Below are 15,364 nucleotides of genomic sequence, written 5' to 3'. Positions count from 1 at the left end.
CCGGCCGGGCCGGTGGGGTCAGGCCTTGACAGCCCCGAACCGGGCGATGAGCCGGCCGGTGAGGTTGAGCGCCATCACGAGCAGGATGAGGGTGAGGGCTGCCGCCCAGGTGCGCGTCACGGCGGCCTCGAGGAACTCGGTGCGGTCCTGATTGATCATGGTCGGCAGTGCGGCCATCGGGCCGTTGAAGAGATCGGTGTTGATCGACTTGGTGTACGGACCGAGGATCAGCAACGGGGCGGTCTCCCCCATGACCCGCGCAAGACCCAGCAGCACACCCGTGATGATGCCTGACAGTGCTGTGGGAAGCACGATCCGCAGGATCGTCTTCCACTTCGGCACGCCGAGCGCGTAGGACGCCTCTCGGAGCTCGTTCGGCACGAGGCGCAGCATCTCCTCGGTCGAGCGCACGATGACCGGGATCATCAGCAGGACGAGCGAGAGGCTCACCGCGAACGCGACCCGGTTGAGACCCATCGTCGTGATCCACAGCGCGTACACGGTCAGCGCCGCGACGATCGACGGGATGCCCGTGAGGATGTCGACCATGAAGCTCACGGTCCGGGCCAGCCGGCCCCGACCGTACTCGACGAGGTAGATCGCGGTGAGGATCCCGATCGGCACGGAGATCAGCGCCGTCACGCCGGCCTGCAGGAGCGTCCCCATGATCGCGTGGTACGCGCCGCCGCCGGTGTCGCGCACCGTGATGCCGCGCTGCGAGTGCGTCCACCAGCTCGAGGTGAGCAGCAGGCTGTACCCGCGCGACACGACCGTCCAGAGGATCCAGACGAGCGGGATCACCGCGAGGGCGAACGCCACGTGAACGGCCCCGGTGACGACCCGGTCCCGCACCACGCGGGAACGGCCCGCCGAGCCGTCGAGGTGATCGGTGCCGAGGATCGCGGCGGACGCCGCGCCGGCCGCCGAGGGCGGGGTGGTGACGGTGCTCATGAGGTCAGGCCTTCCGTCGTCCGATGACGAGCCGGGCGATCGCGTTCACGAGGAACGTCAGCAGGAACAGCACCAGCCCGGCGGAGATGTAGGCGCCGGTCTTGGCCGGGGAGTCGAACTCGGCGGCCGCGTTCGCGATCTTCGACGCGAACGTCTCACCGCCCGAGAAGAGCGAGAAGCTGAAGGCGCCGTTCGTCGTCGACAGGATGATCGTCACGGCGATCGTCTCGCCGAGGGCCCGCCCCAGGCCGAGCATCGCCGCGGAGACCACACCCGGTCGCCCGAACGGCAGCACCGCGAGGCGGATCATCTCCCAGCGGGTCGCACCGAGGGCCAGCGCGGCCTCCATGTGCTCCTTCGGGGTCTGCGCGAACACCTCGCGCGAGAGGGCCGTGACGATCGGCAGGATCATGATCGACAGCACGACCGCCGCCAGGAAGATCGTCCCCGACTGGACGGTCGTCGCGCCGAACAGCGGGATCCAGCCGAACGCCGAGGTGAGGAAGTCCTGCACCGGGCGGACGTAGGAGAGCAGGATCCGCGCCCCCCACAGGCCGAAGATGATCGACGGGACGGCGGCGAGCAGGTCGACGAGGTAGCCGGCGGGCTTCGCGAGCCGCTTCGGCGCGTACAGCGTGAGGTACAGCGCCACGCCGATCGCGATCGGCACGGCGATCACCATCGCGACCAGCGAGGCGATGACCGTGACCCAGAGCAGCTGGGCGATGCCGAAGCGGAGGTTGGCCGGGTCGGAGACGTTCCACTCGCGTGACGTCAGGAAGCTGGCCCCGTCGGCGGCGAGAGACGGGATCGCCCGAGCGAGCAGGAACGCGGCGACCCCCAGGACGAGGGCGACCACGATCAGGCCGGACGCGGAGGTCGCCAGGCGGAACAGGCTGTCAGCGCCGTGACGTCGCCTGCCCGTCAGCTCGGTCGTCGTCGTGCTCGCCATCAGCGTCCTTCGTTCCGGTGTCCTACAGATGGTGCCGCAGCCGCGCCCCGTCCGGCCACCAGGGGCTGGACGGGGCGCGACGCGACGCGGGTCGTGCGATCAGGAGATCGCGGCGATCGCCGTCTTGAGCTCGGCCGAGATCGAGTCCGGCAACGGAGCGTAGCCGAGGTCGACGAGGCCGGTCTGCACCTCGTTCGAGGCGAAGTGCGTCAGGAACGCCTTCTCCATCGCGGTGTCGTTCGCGTTCAGGCCCGTGGAGCAGACGATCTCGTACGTCACCAGGAGGATCGGGTACGCACCCTTGACGCTCGTCCCGTAGTCGAGCGAGAGACGCAGGTCGTTCCCGGTGCCGTCACGCTTCGCCGAGGCGACGGCGGTGCCGACGGTCTCGGGGGTGAGCTCGACGGCGCCCGAGCCGTTGTCGATCTGGGCGACGCCCAGCTTGTTGTCCTTCGCGTAGGACCACTCGGTGTAGGTGATGCCACCCTCGGTGGTCTTGACGCCCTCGGAGACACCGGACGACTTCTCACGGCCCTCGCCCGCACCCGTGGCCGGCCACGACTTCGCGTGCGCCTCGGTCCAGACGCCCTTCGAGGCTGCACCGAGGTACTTGGTGAAGTTGTCCGTCGTCCCGGACTCGTCCGACCGGAAGAACACGTGGATCGGCTCGCTCGGGAGCGTGACCGACGGGTTCAGCGTCTTGATCGCCGCGTCGTCCCAGGTCTTGATGTCACCCTTGAAGATCTTCGCGACCGTCGGGCCGTCGAGGACCAGCGTGCTGACGCCGGAGACGTTGTACGCCACGGCGATCGGGCCGGTCACCATCGGGAGGTTCCACGCGTCGTTCCCGGTGCAACGGGCCTTCGCCGCGTCGACCTCGCCCTTCTCCGCGCTGAGCGCGGAGTCCGACCCGGCGAACTGCACGAGGCCGGCGTTGAAGTTCTTGATGCCCGAGCCTGAGCCGGTCGGGTTGTAGTTCACGGTGATGTCGGGGCACACGGAGCCGAACGACGAGATGGCCTGCTCGATCGCGTTCTTCTGCGCCGAGGAGCCTTCCGCGTTGAGCGTGCCGCCGGTGCCGCAGTCGACCTTCGCGGCGCTCGTGGCCGAGGTCGCGGTGCTGTTGCCGGTCGACGCAGCCCCGGTGTTCGAGTCCGACCCGCAGCCGGTGAGCGCGATCGCACTGATGAGCACGGCGCTGGACAAGCCTGCCAGGCGCGCGGCCTTCTGAACCTTCACGGTGTTCCCTCTCTGGTTTCCTTCGCCTCACATACCGGGCTCAGGAACCCGGTCCGCGTCGAACGCTAAGGAACAGAGGTGTCCGGTTCGCCCGACCAAGGTGAACGCAGGGTGAACGGTGCGCGACGGTTGACCTTCACGGAACGGTGGGTCACCCGATCGGACGCCCCGGCGGCGCACCGACGCGCCACCACCGGCGCAGCCGCTGCCGCGCCGTTGCCCGTGCGCCGCTACTGCCGCCCGGACGCCACCGCCCCGTCGTTGCCGCCGCGCCCCGTTGCGTCGTCCACGAGCTTGTACCCCAGCCCTCGGACGGTCAGCAGCAGCAGCGGTACCGCCGGGTCCTCCTCGATCTTGGCGCGCACGCGCTTCACGTGGACGTCGAGGGTCTTGGTGTCGCCGACGTAGTTCGAGCCCCAGACCCGGTCGATGAGCTGTCCCCGCGTGAGCACCCGCCCGGCGTTCCGCATGAGGAACTCGAGCAGCTCGAACTCCTTGAGCGGGAACGACACCGACTGGTCCGCCACCGTCACCGTGTGCCGCTCGACGTCGAGCCGGACCGGACCGACCTCGAGGACCCCCTCACCGGCGTCGTCCTCGGCCGGCGCCTGCTGCCGCCGGAGCACGGCGCGCACCCGCGCCAGGAGCTCGCGGAACGAGTACGGCTTGGTGACGTAGTCGTCGGCGCCGATCTCGAGACCCACGACCTTGTCGATCTCGCTGTCCTTCGCGGTGAGCATGATGACCGGGACGTTGCTCCGGGCCCGCAGCCGTCGGCACACCTCCGTGCCGGAGAGTCCCGGCAGCATCAGGTCCAGCAGGACGAGGTCGGCGCCGTCCGCGTCGAACGACTCGAGCGCGTCGAGGCCGTTGCCGACCGCGATCACGTCGTACCCCTCACGGGTGAGCTGATAGGTCAACGGGTCGCGGTAGGACTCTTCGTCCTCGACGAGCAGGATGCGGGTCACGCATCCACCTCCTTGGTGAGCGGGGTCGGGGCAGCCGGTTGCTGCACCGCCCGTGGGGGGACGACGGGGGGCAGTGCGTGCGTGTCGAGGTCGGCTCCGCCCGGCCCGTCGTGCCGATGGGCGGCGTCACCCGCCGGGAGCCGGAGCGTGAAGGTGGACCCGCGGCCGGGCCGCGACCAGATCGTCACCTCGCCACCGTGGTCCGCTGCGACGTGCTTGACGATGCTGAGCCCGAGGCCGGTGCCCCCGGTGTCACGCGACCGCGCCGGGTCGACCCGGTAGAACCGCTCGAACACCCGCTCCTGCTCACGCTCCTCGATGCCGATCCCCTCGTCGACGACCGCGATCTCGACGATGCCGGCGTCGGTGCGCACCCCGACCCCGACCCGGGTCCCGGCCCCCGAGTACGCGACGGCGTTGTCCAGCAGGTTGCGGACCGCGGTGACGAGGAGCCCGTGGTCGCCGAACACGACCACACCGCGCTCCCCGCCGACCTCGAGCCGCATCTGCTTCGCCGACGCCGACGTCCGCGCACGGTCGACCGCCTCGGCGATGACGTCGTCCACCTGGACCAGCGCGGCCTCCTCGAGAGCCCCGGCCACCTGCAACCTGCTCAGCTCGATGATCTCGTGCACGAGGGCCGAGAGCCGGATGGCCTCCTGCTGCATCCGACCGGCGAACCGTCGCACCGTGTCGGGGTCGTCGGCGGCGGACTCCACCGTCTCGGCCAGCAGGGCGAGAGCACCGACGGGAGTCTTGAGCTCGTGGGACACGTTGACGACGAAGTCCCGCCGGATCGCCTCGAGCCGACGCGCCTCGGTGCGGTCCTCCGCGAGCACCAGGAGGAGACCGGGCCCGACGTACGCGACCCGGACCTGCAGCATCACCATCCCGCGACCGACGGGTCCCCGCGGCAGCTCGAGCTCCTCGTCGCGGATCTCACCGGTGGTCCGCACGTCCTCGATCAGGTCCTGGATCGCGGCGTGCACCAGCCGGCCGTCCCGGACGATCCCCAGCGAGTACGCGGGCGGGCTCGCACGCACGACCCGGTCGGTGTCGTCGACGACGACGGCCGCCGACCGGAGCACCGCGAGCACGCGGACGAGCCCCTCGTCGAGCTCACGCGGCTCGGCGTCGGGGATGGTCCGCTGGGTGCGCTCGCTGAACCGGAACGCCAGGGTCGCCCCGACTCCGGTCACCAGCCCGAGAAGGCCGGCGAGTACGATCGTGATTCCGTCCACACCGCCAGCGTACGGTCACCGCCGGCGGCTACGATGGCGCCCACTGCGCCCCACGGGCATGCGACGTCGGATGTTCACCTGGGCGGTCCGACCTGTTCACCTCCTGCTGGCACGATTCGCCGCAGCAGCACGACGAGAGGGATGACATGCGGGAGATCTTCGAAGCCGAGCTGCGTCAGCTCGGTGAGGACCTGGCGACCATGAGCGAGCGGGTCGAGAGAGCGATCACGAGCGCCGGCAACGCGCTGCTGAACGCCGATCTGCAGGTCGCCGAGTCGGTGATCACCGACGACCTGGCGATCGACTCGCTCGAGCGCGACCTCGACGAGCGGTGCATCCACCTCCTCGCCCAGCAGCAGCCCGTCGCGACGGACCTTCGCGTCGTGGTCTCGGCGCTGCGGATGAGCGCGACCCTGGAGCGCATGGGTGACCTCGCCCGCCACGTCGCGCAGGTCGCCCGCGGCCGGTACCCGCACGAGGCCATCCCGCCGTCGTTGTCCGGCACCTTCGCCGAGATGCACGACGCGGCGTGCCGGGTCGCTCGACGCACCACGACGCTGCTCAAGACCCACGACCTCGCCGTCGCCGAGGACATCGAGCGCGACGACGACCTGCTCGACGCGCTGCACGAGGACACCTTCACGGCGCTGCTCGGTGGCGGCTGGACGGGCACCCCGCAGGAGACCGTCGACGTCACGCTCCTCGGGCGGTACTACGAGCGGTTCGGCGACCACGGCGTCTCGATCGCCCGCCGCGTGACGTACCTGGTCACCGGCGACTTCGGCGCCGAGGAGTCGGCCATCTCGCACTGAGACCTCACCGGTCGCCCGGAGCACGACACCGGCGACGTACGACGAGGGGGAGGAGCCTGCTGGCTCCTCCCCCTCGTCGTACGTCGGGCGACCCGGTCAGCGACCCTGGTTCGCCACTGCCTTGATGGCCTCGGCCGCGGCGTCGGGGTCGAGGTACGTCCCGCCCTTGACGACGGGCTTGAGCGACTCCTCGTCCAGCTCGTACTGCAGCGGGATGCCGGTCGGGATGTTGATCCCGGCGATCGTCTCGTCGTCGATGTCGTCGAGGAACTTCACGATCGCCCGGATCGAGTTGCCGTGCGCCGCGACCAGCACCGTCTTGCCGGCACGCAGGTCCGGGACGATGTCGCTCGACCAGTACGGCAGCGCCCGGTCCAGGACGTCCTTCAGGCACTCGGCCTGCACGACCGGCGCGTCCGCGTACCGCGGGTCGGCGTCCTGCGAGAACTCCGAGCCGAGCTCGATGTCCGGCGGCGGGACGTCGTAGGAACGGCGCCAGAGCATGAACTGCTCCTCGCCGTACGTCGCCAGCGTCTGCTTCTTGTCCTTGCCCTGCAGCGCGCCGTAGTGGCGCTCGTTCAGCCGCCAGCTCCGCTTGACGGGGATCCAGTGACGGTCCGCCGCGTCGAGGGCGAGGTTGGCGGTCGTGATGGCGCGGCGCAGGAGCGACGTGTGCACGACGTCCGGCAGGACACCCGCGTCGGTGAGCAGCTTGCCACCGCGCACGGCCTCAGCGATGCCCTTCTCGGACAGGGCGACGTCCACCCAGCCGGTGAACAGGTTCTTGGCGTTCCACTCGCTCTCGCCGTGGCGGAGCAGCACGAGGGTATAGGTCATGGCTCCTATCCTGCCCCATCGCCGGAGACCCGCCCGGAGGACTTCCGGCCTGTGGGCACGGGGTCCGACTGTGCCCGCCCCACCACCGTGCGCACCGTCGCGGGCACCGCATCACGCACCGGTGTCAGCACTGCGGCGTGCGTCGCCTCACCGCTCCGAGCGGCGCCGTCGAGCCTCGTCGTACACGCGCAGCACCTTGTCCGCCGAGGCATCCCAGCCGAACTGCAGCGCGTGCGCGCGGGCGCCCTGACCCAGCACGACCCGGGCCGCGTCGTCGGCGAGCAGCTCGCCGATCGCCGCCGCCCAGGTCTCGGGGTCGTGCCCGGCCACCAGCCGACCCGACGTGCCGTCGGCCACGACCGACCGGAGACCTCCGACACCTGCGGCGAGGACCGGTGTCCCGCTCGCCTGCGCCTCGGCCGCGACCAGACCGAACGACTCGCTGCGCGACGGCATCGCGACCAGGTCGGCGGCGCGGTACCAGTCGACCAGCACCGACCGGGGCACCGGCGGGCGGACGATCACGTGGTCGGACACCCCGGAGGCCGCCGCGAGGGCCGCGAGCTCACGGACCGCCGTCGGACGTCCGCTCGGACCACCGAGCACCACGAGCGTCGGCACCGGGCGCCCGCTCGCCCGGAGCACCGCCAGGGCCTGGACCAGGACGTCCGGACCCTTGAGCGGCTGCACGCGACCGGCGAACAGCACGAGCGGACCGGTCGCGTCGAGCCCGAGCCTGGCGCGCGCCGCCGCACGGTCACCCGGCGTGAACAGGTCGAGGTCGACACCCGGGGCGACCGTCCGCACGCGATCCGGGGCCGCCCCGTACAGCTCCACGAGGTCCCGCGCCTCCTCGTCGGTGCTCGCGATCAGGGCGTCGGCCTCCGCGACCACCTGCTCCTCGCCGATCATCCTGCCGTGCGGCTCCGGCGTGTCCCCCGGCGCGAGCGCAGCGTTCTTGACGCGCGCCATCGTGTGCATCGTGTGCACGAGCGGCACGTCCCACCGGTCGGCCGCGAGCCACCCCACCTGACCGGACAACCAGTAGTGGGAGTGCACGACGTCGTACCACCCCGCCGCGCGCGCCGCCTCGGACCGCAGGACCCCCGCCGTCATCGCGCACAGCTGTCCCGGCAGGTCGCTCTTGTCGAGGCCCTCGAACGGACCTGCCGGCACGTGGTGCACCAGGACGGGGGGCACCACTCCCACGTCGACCTCGTCGCCGAGCAGGATCGCACGCGCCTGCTCCCGGTCGAGGAGCCTGCCGTCGGCATCGGTGCCGGGAAGGATCACCGTCTCCGGGAGGGCCGACGACGTCGCCCGCGTGAAGATCTCGACCCGTGCTCCGCGCCGGGCGAGCGCCTGCGACAGCTCCGAGACGTAGACGTTCATCCCACCGGCGTCACCGATGCCGGGCTGGTCGAGCGGAGACGTGTGGACCGACAGCATCGCGATCCGGAGCTGGCGGTGGGTCCCGTGGAGCACCGCGTCACACCCCGACCGGGACGACGCAGGCGGGCGCGGGAAGGTCGAGCAGGTGACGGACGGCTTCGGCAGCGGCGCCGTCCTCGGTGGGAGTGACGGGTCGGTCGGTGCCGACGGTGCCGACGGGTCGGTCGGAGCCGACGGTGCCGACGGGTCGGTCGGAGCCGACGGTGCCGACGGGTCGGTCGGAGCCGACGGTGCCGACGGGTCGGTCGGTGCCGACGGTGCCGACGGCCACGGTCGACGAGATCTGGTTCGCGGCGACCACCGCCCCGTCGACCACGGCGAAGTGCCGCGGCCAGGTCCCCCCGGTCGGCCACTCGCCGAGAGGGGTGAGCTCGGAACCTCCTGGGCTCACCGCGAACGACGTCAGGACGTCGGCGCCGCGGACGCTGACCAGGACCCGCCGGTCCACGACGTCGAGGTGTGCGGCGAGGTTGCGGCGACCGCGACCGTCAGGTCGTGGCGCCGTGCTGCACGCCGGCACCGTCTGCACGAGCACGGCCGTGGCGGTGTCCGGCGCCCAGCGCAGGACGTGGACCGTGCTGTCCAACTCGCCGACGACGTACACGTGCCCTCCGGGGCCTGCGGCGAGGTGGCGAGGTCCGGTGCCCGCCGGCAGCCGTGCCGCGATGCCGCCCGCCTCCAGCAACCCGTCGCCCCGGATCCGGTACCGACGGAGTTCGTCCGTCCCCAGGTCGGTCACGAGCAGGTGGCGGCCGCCGGGCGCGACCAGGGCCGCGTGGGCGTGCGGTCCGTCCTGGCGGTCAACCTCCGGGCCGGGACCCGACGTCATGGAGTCGGCCGCCGTGAACACCTGGACCGGTCCCCCGGCGGCGAGCACCCCTTCGCTCCAGGTGCCGTCCGCCGCCAGGGGGAGCACCCCGACGGTGCCGGACGAGTAGTTCGTCACGTACAGCGCAGTCGCACCCGGTGCCAGCAGGAGGTGGCACGGGTCTTCCCCGCCGGACCGCACGGTGCCGAGCGGGCGCAGCAGGCCGTCGTCCAGGTCGACACCGTCCGCGCCGAGGGCGGTCACGGTGCCGTCGGCCGTCTCCCCGACCGCGTAGACGACGCTCCCTGACGGGTGGGCGACCAGGAACGACGGGGCCGGCAGCTCGGCCACCTGACGAGCACCGTGCCACGTGCCCGTCGCAGGGTCGACCCGGGCGCGCCAGATCCCTTCGCCGAGGCCCGCAGGGCTGCCGGCACCGGCCACCGGGTAGGTGCCGATCCAGAGGTCGAGGTGCGTGCTGGTCACGACCAGATCCTAGGCACGACGACGCCGGGCCCCGTACGGGACCCGGCGTCGTCGATGGTGTCGAGGCGTGTCGGTCAGCGACCGGACGCGCGCCGCTTGTTGATGAGGTCGAAGGCGACGGCTGCGAGGAGCACGAGGCCCTTGATCGCCTTCTGCCAGGACGGGTCGACGTTCATGATCGACAGGCCCATGTTGAGGACGCCCATGATGAGGGCACCGATCATGGCGCCGGAGACCTTGCCGACACCACCGGTCACCGCGGTACCACCGATGAAGCACGCGGCGATCGCATCGAGCTCGAAGCTGTCACCCGCTGCGGCCACCGCCGCACCGGCACGCGAGGTCGTCACGATCGCGGCCACGCCGGCCAGCGCGCCGATGTTCACGAAGATCCCGAAGTTCACCCGGTGCGTGTTGACGCCGGACAGGATCGCCGCGTTGAGGTTGCCACCGATCGCGTAGATGTGGCGCCCGAAGACGGTCCGCCCGAGGACGAACGTGTACGCCAGGATGAGCACGCCCACGATGATCAGCACGATCGGCATGCCGGTGCTGCCGGCCAGGATCCAGGTGATCACGCCGAACAGCACGGCCATCAGGACGATCTTGCCGACGAAGGCGACCATCGGCTCGACCTCGAGCTCGTGCTTCTTCAGCGTGGCACGCGACCGCATCTGTGCGAGCACAAGACCGGCGACGGCCACGACGCCGATGGCGAGCGTGAGCGCGTCTCTGTTCGCGGTGTACCCGAGGAAGTTCGGCAGGTACCCGTTGCTGATGGCGACGAAGCCGCTCGGCAGGCCGGCGATCGTGGTACCCACGAGCACGATGGCGAGCCCGCGGAAGATCAGCATCCCGGCGAGGGTGACGATGAAGGCGGGGATGCCCACGTAGGCGACCCAGTAGCCCTGCCAGACGCCGACGAGGGCGCCGGCGACGACGCCGAGGAGCACCGCGAGGAGCCAGGGGAGATCCCACTTGCCCATCGCGATACCCACGATGGCGCCGACGAACGCGACCACCGAACCGACCGACAGGTCGATGTGCCCGGCGACGATCACCATGACCATGCCGATGGCCAGGATCATGACGTAGGCGTTCTGCTGGACCAGCGCTGCGACGTTGTTCGGCATCAGCAGCCGACCGCCGGTCAGCCACTCGAAGAGAAGGACGATCAAGACGAGCGCGCCCATGATCCCGTACTGGCGCAAGTTGCGGCCGAGGTATTCCCTGACGGCGGTCATCGCGACGTCACTTCCTTTTCCTGGGTCATCAGGGCCATCAGCGACTCTTGGGTCGCTTCGGCACGTGGGAGCTGGCCGGTCACTCGACCCTGGCTCAGCGTGTAGATGCGGTCACAGACCCCGAGCAGCTCCGGCAGCTCGGACGAGATGACGATGACGGCCTTGCCGGCATCGGCGAGGGCATTGATGATCGTGTAGATCTCGTACTTGGCACCGACGTCGATACCGCGCGTCGGCTCGTCGAGGATCAGCACGTCCGGATCGGCGTAGATCCACTTGCTCAGCACGACCTTCTGCTGGTTCCCACCGGACAGCTTCCCGACGATCGCATCGACCGACGGCGTCTTGATGTTCATGTCCTTGCGGTACCGCTCCGCGATGAGCGTCTCCTCCTCGCGGTCCACCACGCCGTAGCGTGACAGCTTGCCGAGTGCCGAGGACGTGATGTTGCGCTTGATGTCCTCGATCAGGTTGAGGCCGTACCGCTTGCGGTCCTCGGTCGCGTACGCGATCCCGTGCCTGATCGCCTCGCCGACGGTCCGGGTGTGGATCTCCTCGCCGTTCTTGAAGATCCGGCCGGAGATGTTGGTGCCGTAGGTCCGCCCGAACACGCTCATCGCGAGCTCGGTGCGCCCGGCTCCCATGAGCCCGGCGAGACCCACCACTTCACCCTTGCGGACCATGAGGCTCGCGCCGTCGACGACCTTGCGGCTCTGATCGATCGGGTGGTGCACGGTCCAGTCCTCGATCCGCAGCACCTCGCCGCCGATCTGCGGGGTGCGCTCCGGATACCGGTTGTCGAGCGACCGGCCGACCATGCCGCGGATGATGCGCTCTTCCGAGACCGGCTCGGCGCCATGCATGTCCAGGGTCTCGATGGTCTTGCCGTCACGGATGACCGTGGTGGAGTCCGAGATCGCGGCGATCTCGTTGAGCTTGTGCGAGATGATGATCGAGGTGATGCCCTGGCCCTTGAGGCTGCGCACCAGGTCGAGCAGGTGGGCACTGTCCTCGTCGTTGAGTGCGGCGGTGGGCTCGTCGAGGATCAGCAGCTTGACGCGCTTGGACAGTGCCTTGGCGATCTCGACCAGCTGCTGCTTGCCGACGCCGATGTCCATGATCTTGGTGTCCGGGGACTCGGAGAGACCCACGCGCGCCAGCAGCTTGGCTGCCTCCGCGTTGGTCTTGGTCCAGTCGATCACGCCACGGGTGGCCTGCTCGTTCCCGAGGAAGATGTTCTCCGCGATGGAGAGGTACGGGCTGAGCGCGAGCTCCTGGTGGATGATGACGATGCCACGGTGCTCGCTGTCGCGGATGCCCTTGAACTCGCACGTCTCGGACTCGAAGACGATATCGCCCTCGTAGGTCCCGTGCGGGTACACACCCGAGAGCACGTTCATGAGGGTGGACTTGCCCGCGCCGTTCTCGCCGCAGATGCCGTGCACCTCACCGCGCGTGACGTTGAGGGTGACGTCCTGGAGTGCCTTGACGCCCGGGAAGGTCTTCGTGATCCCGCGCATCTCGAGAATGATGTTGTCGGTCGACATTTCTGCCTGCTGTCTGCTCGATCGGGAGGGGCGCGTCCCGGCCGGGGCCGGTTCTGCAGGGTGGTCACCCTGCAGAACCGGCCCCGGCGTCGTCACGCGGGAGGGCGGGTCAGAGACCGAGGTCGCTGGCCGTGTAGAAGCCCGAGTCCACGAGAGCGGTCTTCACGTCCGCCTTGGTCACGACCTGCGGCGGGAGCAGGAAGGACGGGACGATCTTCTTGCCGTTGTTGTAGGTCTTCTCGTCGTTGACCGTGACCTTCTCGCCCTTGACGATCTGGTCGACCATCTTGGCGACCTGGTCACCCAGCGTGCGGGTGTCCTTCCAGACCGTCATCGCCTGCATGCCCGCGAGCATGTTCTTGACGTTCGCCTGGTCGGCGTCCTGACCGGTCACGAGCGGCCAGTCCGAACCCACCTTGTAGCCGTGGGAGTCGAGCGACTGCTCGATGCCCAGCGCCAGCGAGTCGTTCGGGGAGAGCACGACGTCGACCTTCTTGCCGCCCGTGTAGTACGAGTTCAGGCGGTTGTCCATCTCGGACTGGGCCGTCTCCGACTTCCAGCCCTGGATGCCGATCGAGGTCCAGGCGTCATCCGAGGCCGGGGCCTTGCCCGAGGGGACGACGAGCTTGCCGCTGTCGACGTACGGCTTCAGGACGTCCCACGCACCGGCGAAGAAGAACTTCGCGTTGTTGTCGTCGGGCGAACCGGCGAAGGGCTCGAGGTTGAACGGGCCCTTGCCGTCCTTGAGGCCCAGCGTGTCGACGATGTACTCGCCCTGGAGCTGGCCGACCTTGTAGTTGTCGAACGTCGCGTAGTAGTCGACGTCGTTCGTGCCGTTGATCAGACGGTCATAGGCGATGACCGAGATCTTCTTGGCCTTGGCCTGGGCCAGTACCGGGCCGAGCGCGGTGCCGTCGATCGACGCGATGATCAGGACCTTGGGGTCCTGGTTGATCATGTTCTGGATCTGCGTGATCTGCTGGTCGACCTTGTTGTCGGCGTACTGCAGGCTCGTCGTGTACCCGGCGGCCTTGAGCAGCTCGTCGAGGTGCGCGCCGTCGTTGTTCCAACGCTGCAGGCTCTTGGTCGGCATCGCGATGCCGATCAGGCCCCCAGCGGAAGCGGCAGATCCCGTCGCTGCGGGTGTCTCCGTCTTCGTCGAGCTGCAGGCGGCAAGGCCACCTACGAGCAGCGCGGCACCTGCGATCGCCGCGACAAGCTTGGTCTTCTTGAGAGACATCTTCGTCGACCCTCCTGTGGTTGCACGGCCCGGACCGCCCGGAACTCGCGCTGGCGCAGCCTCGCGCCCCCCGGTACTCCTCGTCGCAGGTCCCACTCTGGACCTGTCCCGATCGGCCACCGAGGCCTCACGTTTTGTTGTGCGAGTGAACTTATTGCGCCGAAGGCCCTGTGTTCAAGTCCTGAACGTAACGATTTGCTAACGCGTCTGCAACTAGGCCGTGACCGTGACGACCTCGGTGGCTGCGACCGGTCCACCGACCGCATGACCTCGCGTCCGCGGGCTCGCCGCGTCGGCCACCTCGCCGAGCTCGAGCTCGGCGGAGACCCAGGCCGAGGGGTCCGACGTGAGCCGGTGCAGCACCGCGAGCGCCGCCCCGGTCAGCGTCGCGTGCTCGTCGGACGCCGTCAGCCGCACGTCGACGTGCCCCCACGGCGCCGAGATCACCCGGGCGCGGACCTTCTCGCGGACCCGGGACAGCAGGTGGTCGCCGAGCAGCGCGTACGTCCCCCGAGCACGACCTGCTCGACGTCGATCAGGTTCACGAAGCTCGCGATCGCGACCCCGAGCGCGTTGCCGCCCCGGTCGAGACTGGCGAGCGCCGCGGGGTCTCCCGCGTCGGCCGCGTCGCGCAACGCCTCGATCGGGAGATCGAGATCGAGGCCCGCAGCACGCATCAACGAGTCCTTGCCGGCGTACTGCTCGAGACATCCGGACGCACCGCACGAGCACGGCGGGCCACTCATGTCGACGGTCGTGTGCCCGATCTCACCGCTCCAGCCGTGGCGCCCCGCGAAGACCTCGCCGTCCAGCACGATCGCACCGCCGATACCGACCTCACCGACGATCAGGAGGAAGTTCCCGGCGACCCCCTGGGCCCGGGACTCCGCTCGGGCAGCGAGATTCGCGTCGTTCCCGAGCAGCAGGCTCGCGCCGGTCAGCGCCGGGTGGTCGGCGAGCAGACCGAGCACGTCGACGTCCCGCCACCCGAGGTTCGGGGCGACCCGCAGCGGGCCCGTCACCCGGTCGACGAGCCCCGGCAGGGCCAGGCAGCACCCGACGATCGGCACCCTCTCCCGCCCGAGCCGGAGGGTCACCTCCGCGAGCATGTCACCCAGACGGCGCAGTGCCTGCTCGGGGTCGCTCCCCCGGAAGTCGCCGCGCTCGATGCGTTCCGCGAGGACGTCACCCGCGAGGTCGAGGACCCGGTACCCCATGTAGTCCAGGTTGACCTCGGCACCGATCGCCGCGAGCGTGCGCCGTGCGGGCGCGAGCGGGACCGCGGGTCGGCCGGCACGTCGGGCGGCCACCGGCGCGAGCTCCTCGACCAGGCCGGACTGCACGAGCTGGTCCACCAGGGCGGACACCGTCCCGCGCGTGAGGTGGGTCGACGCCGCGATGTCGGCGCGCGACGGCGGCTCGATCGCGTCGAGGACGTGCCCGAGGACGAGCCGGAGGTTGTGCTCCCGCAACGTGCCCTGGCGCGCCGGGCCGGCGCGCCTCCCGGACCGTCCACCGGCAGGCGTGTGGGACGTCAGGGGCGTCGCGCTCCCGCTCTCCTGCTGGGCGTCGTCGTCCGTCATGGCT

14 protein-coding genes are annotated in these 15,364 nt (G+C 70.0%); 1 reads left to right on the top strand and 13 read right to left on the bottom strand.

Translation table 11 applies throughout. The annotated features are described in order from the left end of the window. Positions 1–18 precede the first annotated feature (18 nt). The 5 genes from pstA to LJB74_RS13105 form a co-directional block, all read right to left on the bottom strand. Positions 19–951 (bottom strand): phosphate ABC transporter permease PstA, encoded by a 933-nt coding sequence (pstA, locus tag LJB74_RS13125; RefSeq protein WP_259308959.1) that lies wholly within the window; start codon positions 949–951, stop codon positions 19–21. A gap of 4 nt (positions 952–955) precedes the next feature. Further along, a complete protein-coding gene (pstC, locus tag LJB74_RS13120) occupies positions 956–1,903 on the bottom strand; it encodes a phosphate ABC transporter permease subunit PstC (protein WP_259308958.1) in 948 nt (315 codons plus the stop codon). A gap of 99 nt (positions 1,904–2,002) precedes the next feature. Then, positions 2,003–3,142 (bottom strand): phosphate ABC transporter substrate-binding protein PstS, encoded by a 1,140-nt coding sequence (gene pstS, locus LJB74_RS13115; protein WP_259308957.1) that lies wholly within the window; start codon positions 3,140–3,142, stop codon positions 2,003–2,005. A gap of 230 nt (positions 3,143–3,372) precedes the next feature. Further along, positions 3,373–4,110, bottom strand: a complete 738-nt coding sequence (locus LJB74_RS13110) for a response regulator transcription factor (RefSeq protein WP_259308956.1) — start codon at positions 4,108–4,110, stop codon at positions 3,373–3,375. Next, on the bottom strand, positions 4,107–5,351 hold the full coding sequence (locus tag LJB74_RS13105; RefSeq protein WP_259308955.1) for a cell wall metabolism sensor histidine kinase WalK: 1,245 nt from the start codon (positions 5,349–5,351) through the stop codon (positions 4,107–4,109). Before LJB74_RS13105 ends, LJB74_RS13110 begins: the two co-directional genes overlap by 4 nt. 146 nt (positions 5,352–5,497) lie before the next feature. On the opposite strand from LJB74_RS13105, the gene phoU reads away from it, so the two are divergent. After that, complete coding sequence (gene phoU, locus LJB74_RS13100; protein WP_259308954.1) at positions 5,498–6,163, top strand: phosphate signaling complex protein PhoU; 666 nt, start codon at positions 5,498–5,500, stop codon at positions 6,161–6,163. Positions 6,164–6,259: 96 nt separating this feature from the next. Here phoU and LJB74_RS13095 read toward each other — a convergent pair whose 3' ends face one another. The 8 genes from LJB74_RS13095 to LJB74_RS13060 all read right to left on the bottom strand — a co-directional run bounded on the left by LJB74_RS13095 (position 6,260) and on the right by LJB74_RS13060 (position 15,360). Continuing rightward, on the bottom strand, positions 6,260–7,000 hold the full coding sequence (locus LJB74_RS13095) for a phosphoglyceromutase (RefSeq protein ID WP_259308953.1): 741 nt from the start codon (positions 6,998–7,000) through the stop codon (positions 6,260–6,262). A gap of 147 nt (positions 7,001–7,147) precedes the next feature. Further along, on the bottom strand, positions 7,148–8,449 hold the full coding sequence (gene mshA, locus LJB74_RS13090; RefSeq protein WP_259310359.1) for a D-inositol-3-phosphate glycosyltransferase: 1,302 nt from the start codon (positions 8,447–8,449) through the stop codon (positions 7,148–7,150). A gap of 40 nt (positions 8,450–8,489) precedes the next feature. After that, on the bottom strand, positions 8,490–9,746 hold the full coding sequence (locus tag LJB74_RS13085; RefSeq protein WP_259308952.1) for a lactonase family protein: 1,257 nt from the start codon (positions 9,744–9,746) through the stop codon (positions 8,490–8,492). A 74-nt stretch (positions 9,747–9,820) separates the two neighbouring features. Next, complete coding sequence (gene mmsB, locus LJB74_RS13080) at positions 9,821–10,990, bottom strand: multiple monosaccharide ABC transporter permease (RefSeq protein WP_259308951.1); 1,170 nt, start codon at positions 10,988–10,990, stop codon at positions 9,821–9,823. Then, positions 10,987–12,537, bottom strand: a complete 1,551-nt coding sequence (gene mmsA, locus LJB74_RS13075) for a multiple monosaccharide ABC transporter ATP-binding protein (protein ID WP_259308950.1) — start codon at positions 12,535–12,537, stop codon at positions 10,987–10,989. The genes mmsB and mmsA overlap by 4 nt, the downstream gene beginning before the upstream one ends. A 109-nt stretch (positions 12,538–12,646) precedes the next feature. After that, positions 12,647–13,777: a multiple monosaccharide ABC transporter substrate-binding protein gene (gene chvE / locus LJB74_RS13070; RefSeq protein ID WP_259308949.1), complete on the bottom strand. Its 1,131-nt coding sequence runs from the start codon at positions 13,775–13,777 to the stop codon at positions 12,647–12,649. A 213-nt stretch (positions 13,778–13,990) separates the two neighbouring features. Continuing rightward, positions 13,991–14,224: a hypothetical protein gene (locus LJB74_RS13065; RefSeq protein WP_259308948.1), complete on the bottom strand. Its 234-nt coding sequence runs from the start codon at positions 14,222–14,224 to the stop codon at positions 13,991–13,993. Next, positions 14,221–15,360, bottom strand: a complete 1,140-nt coding sequence (locus tag LJB74_RS13060; protein ID WP_259308947.1) for an ROK family transcriptional regulator — start codon at positions 15,358–15,360, stop codon at positions 14,221–14,223. The genes LJB74_RS13065 and LJB74_RS13060 overlap by 4 nt, the downstream gene beginning before the upstream one ends. Between the last annotated feature and the right edge of the window lie 4 nt (positions 15,361–15,364).

It is taken from the genome of Cellulomonas sp. P24, assembly GCF_024704385.1.
Taxonomy (GTDB): domain Bacteria; phylum Actinomycetota; class Actinomycetes; order Actinomycetales; family Cellulomonadaceae; genus JAJDFX01.
Note: the sequence above shows the minus strand (reverse complement) of the source record. Positions and strands in the feature narration are given on the sequence as shown.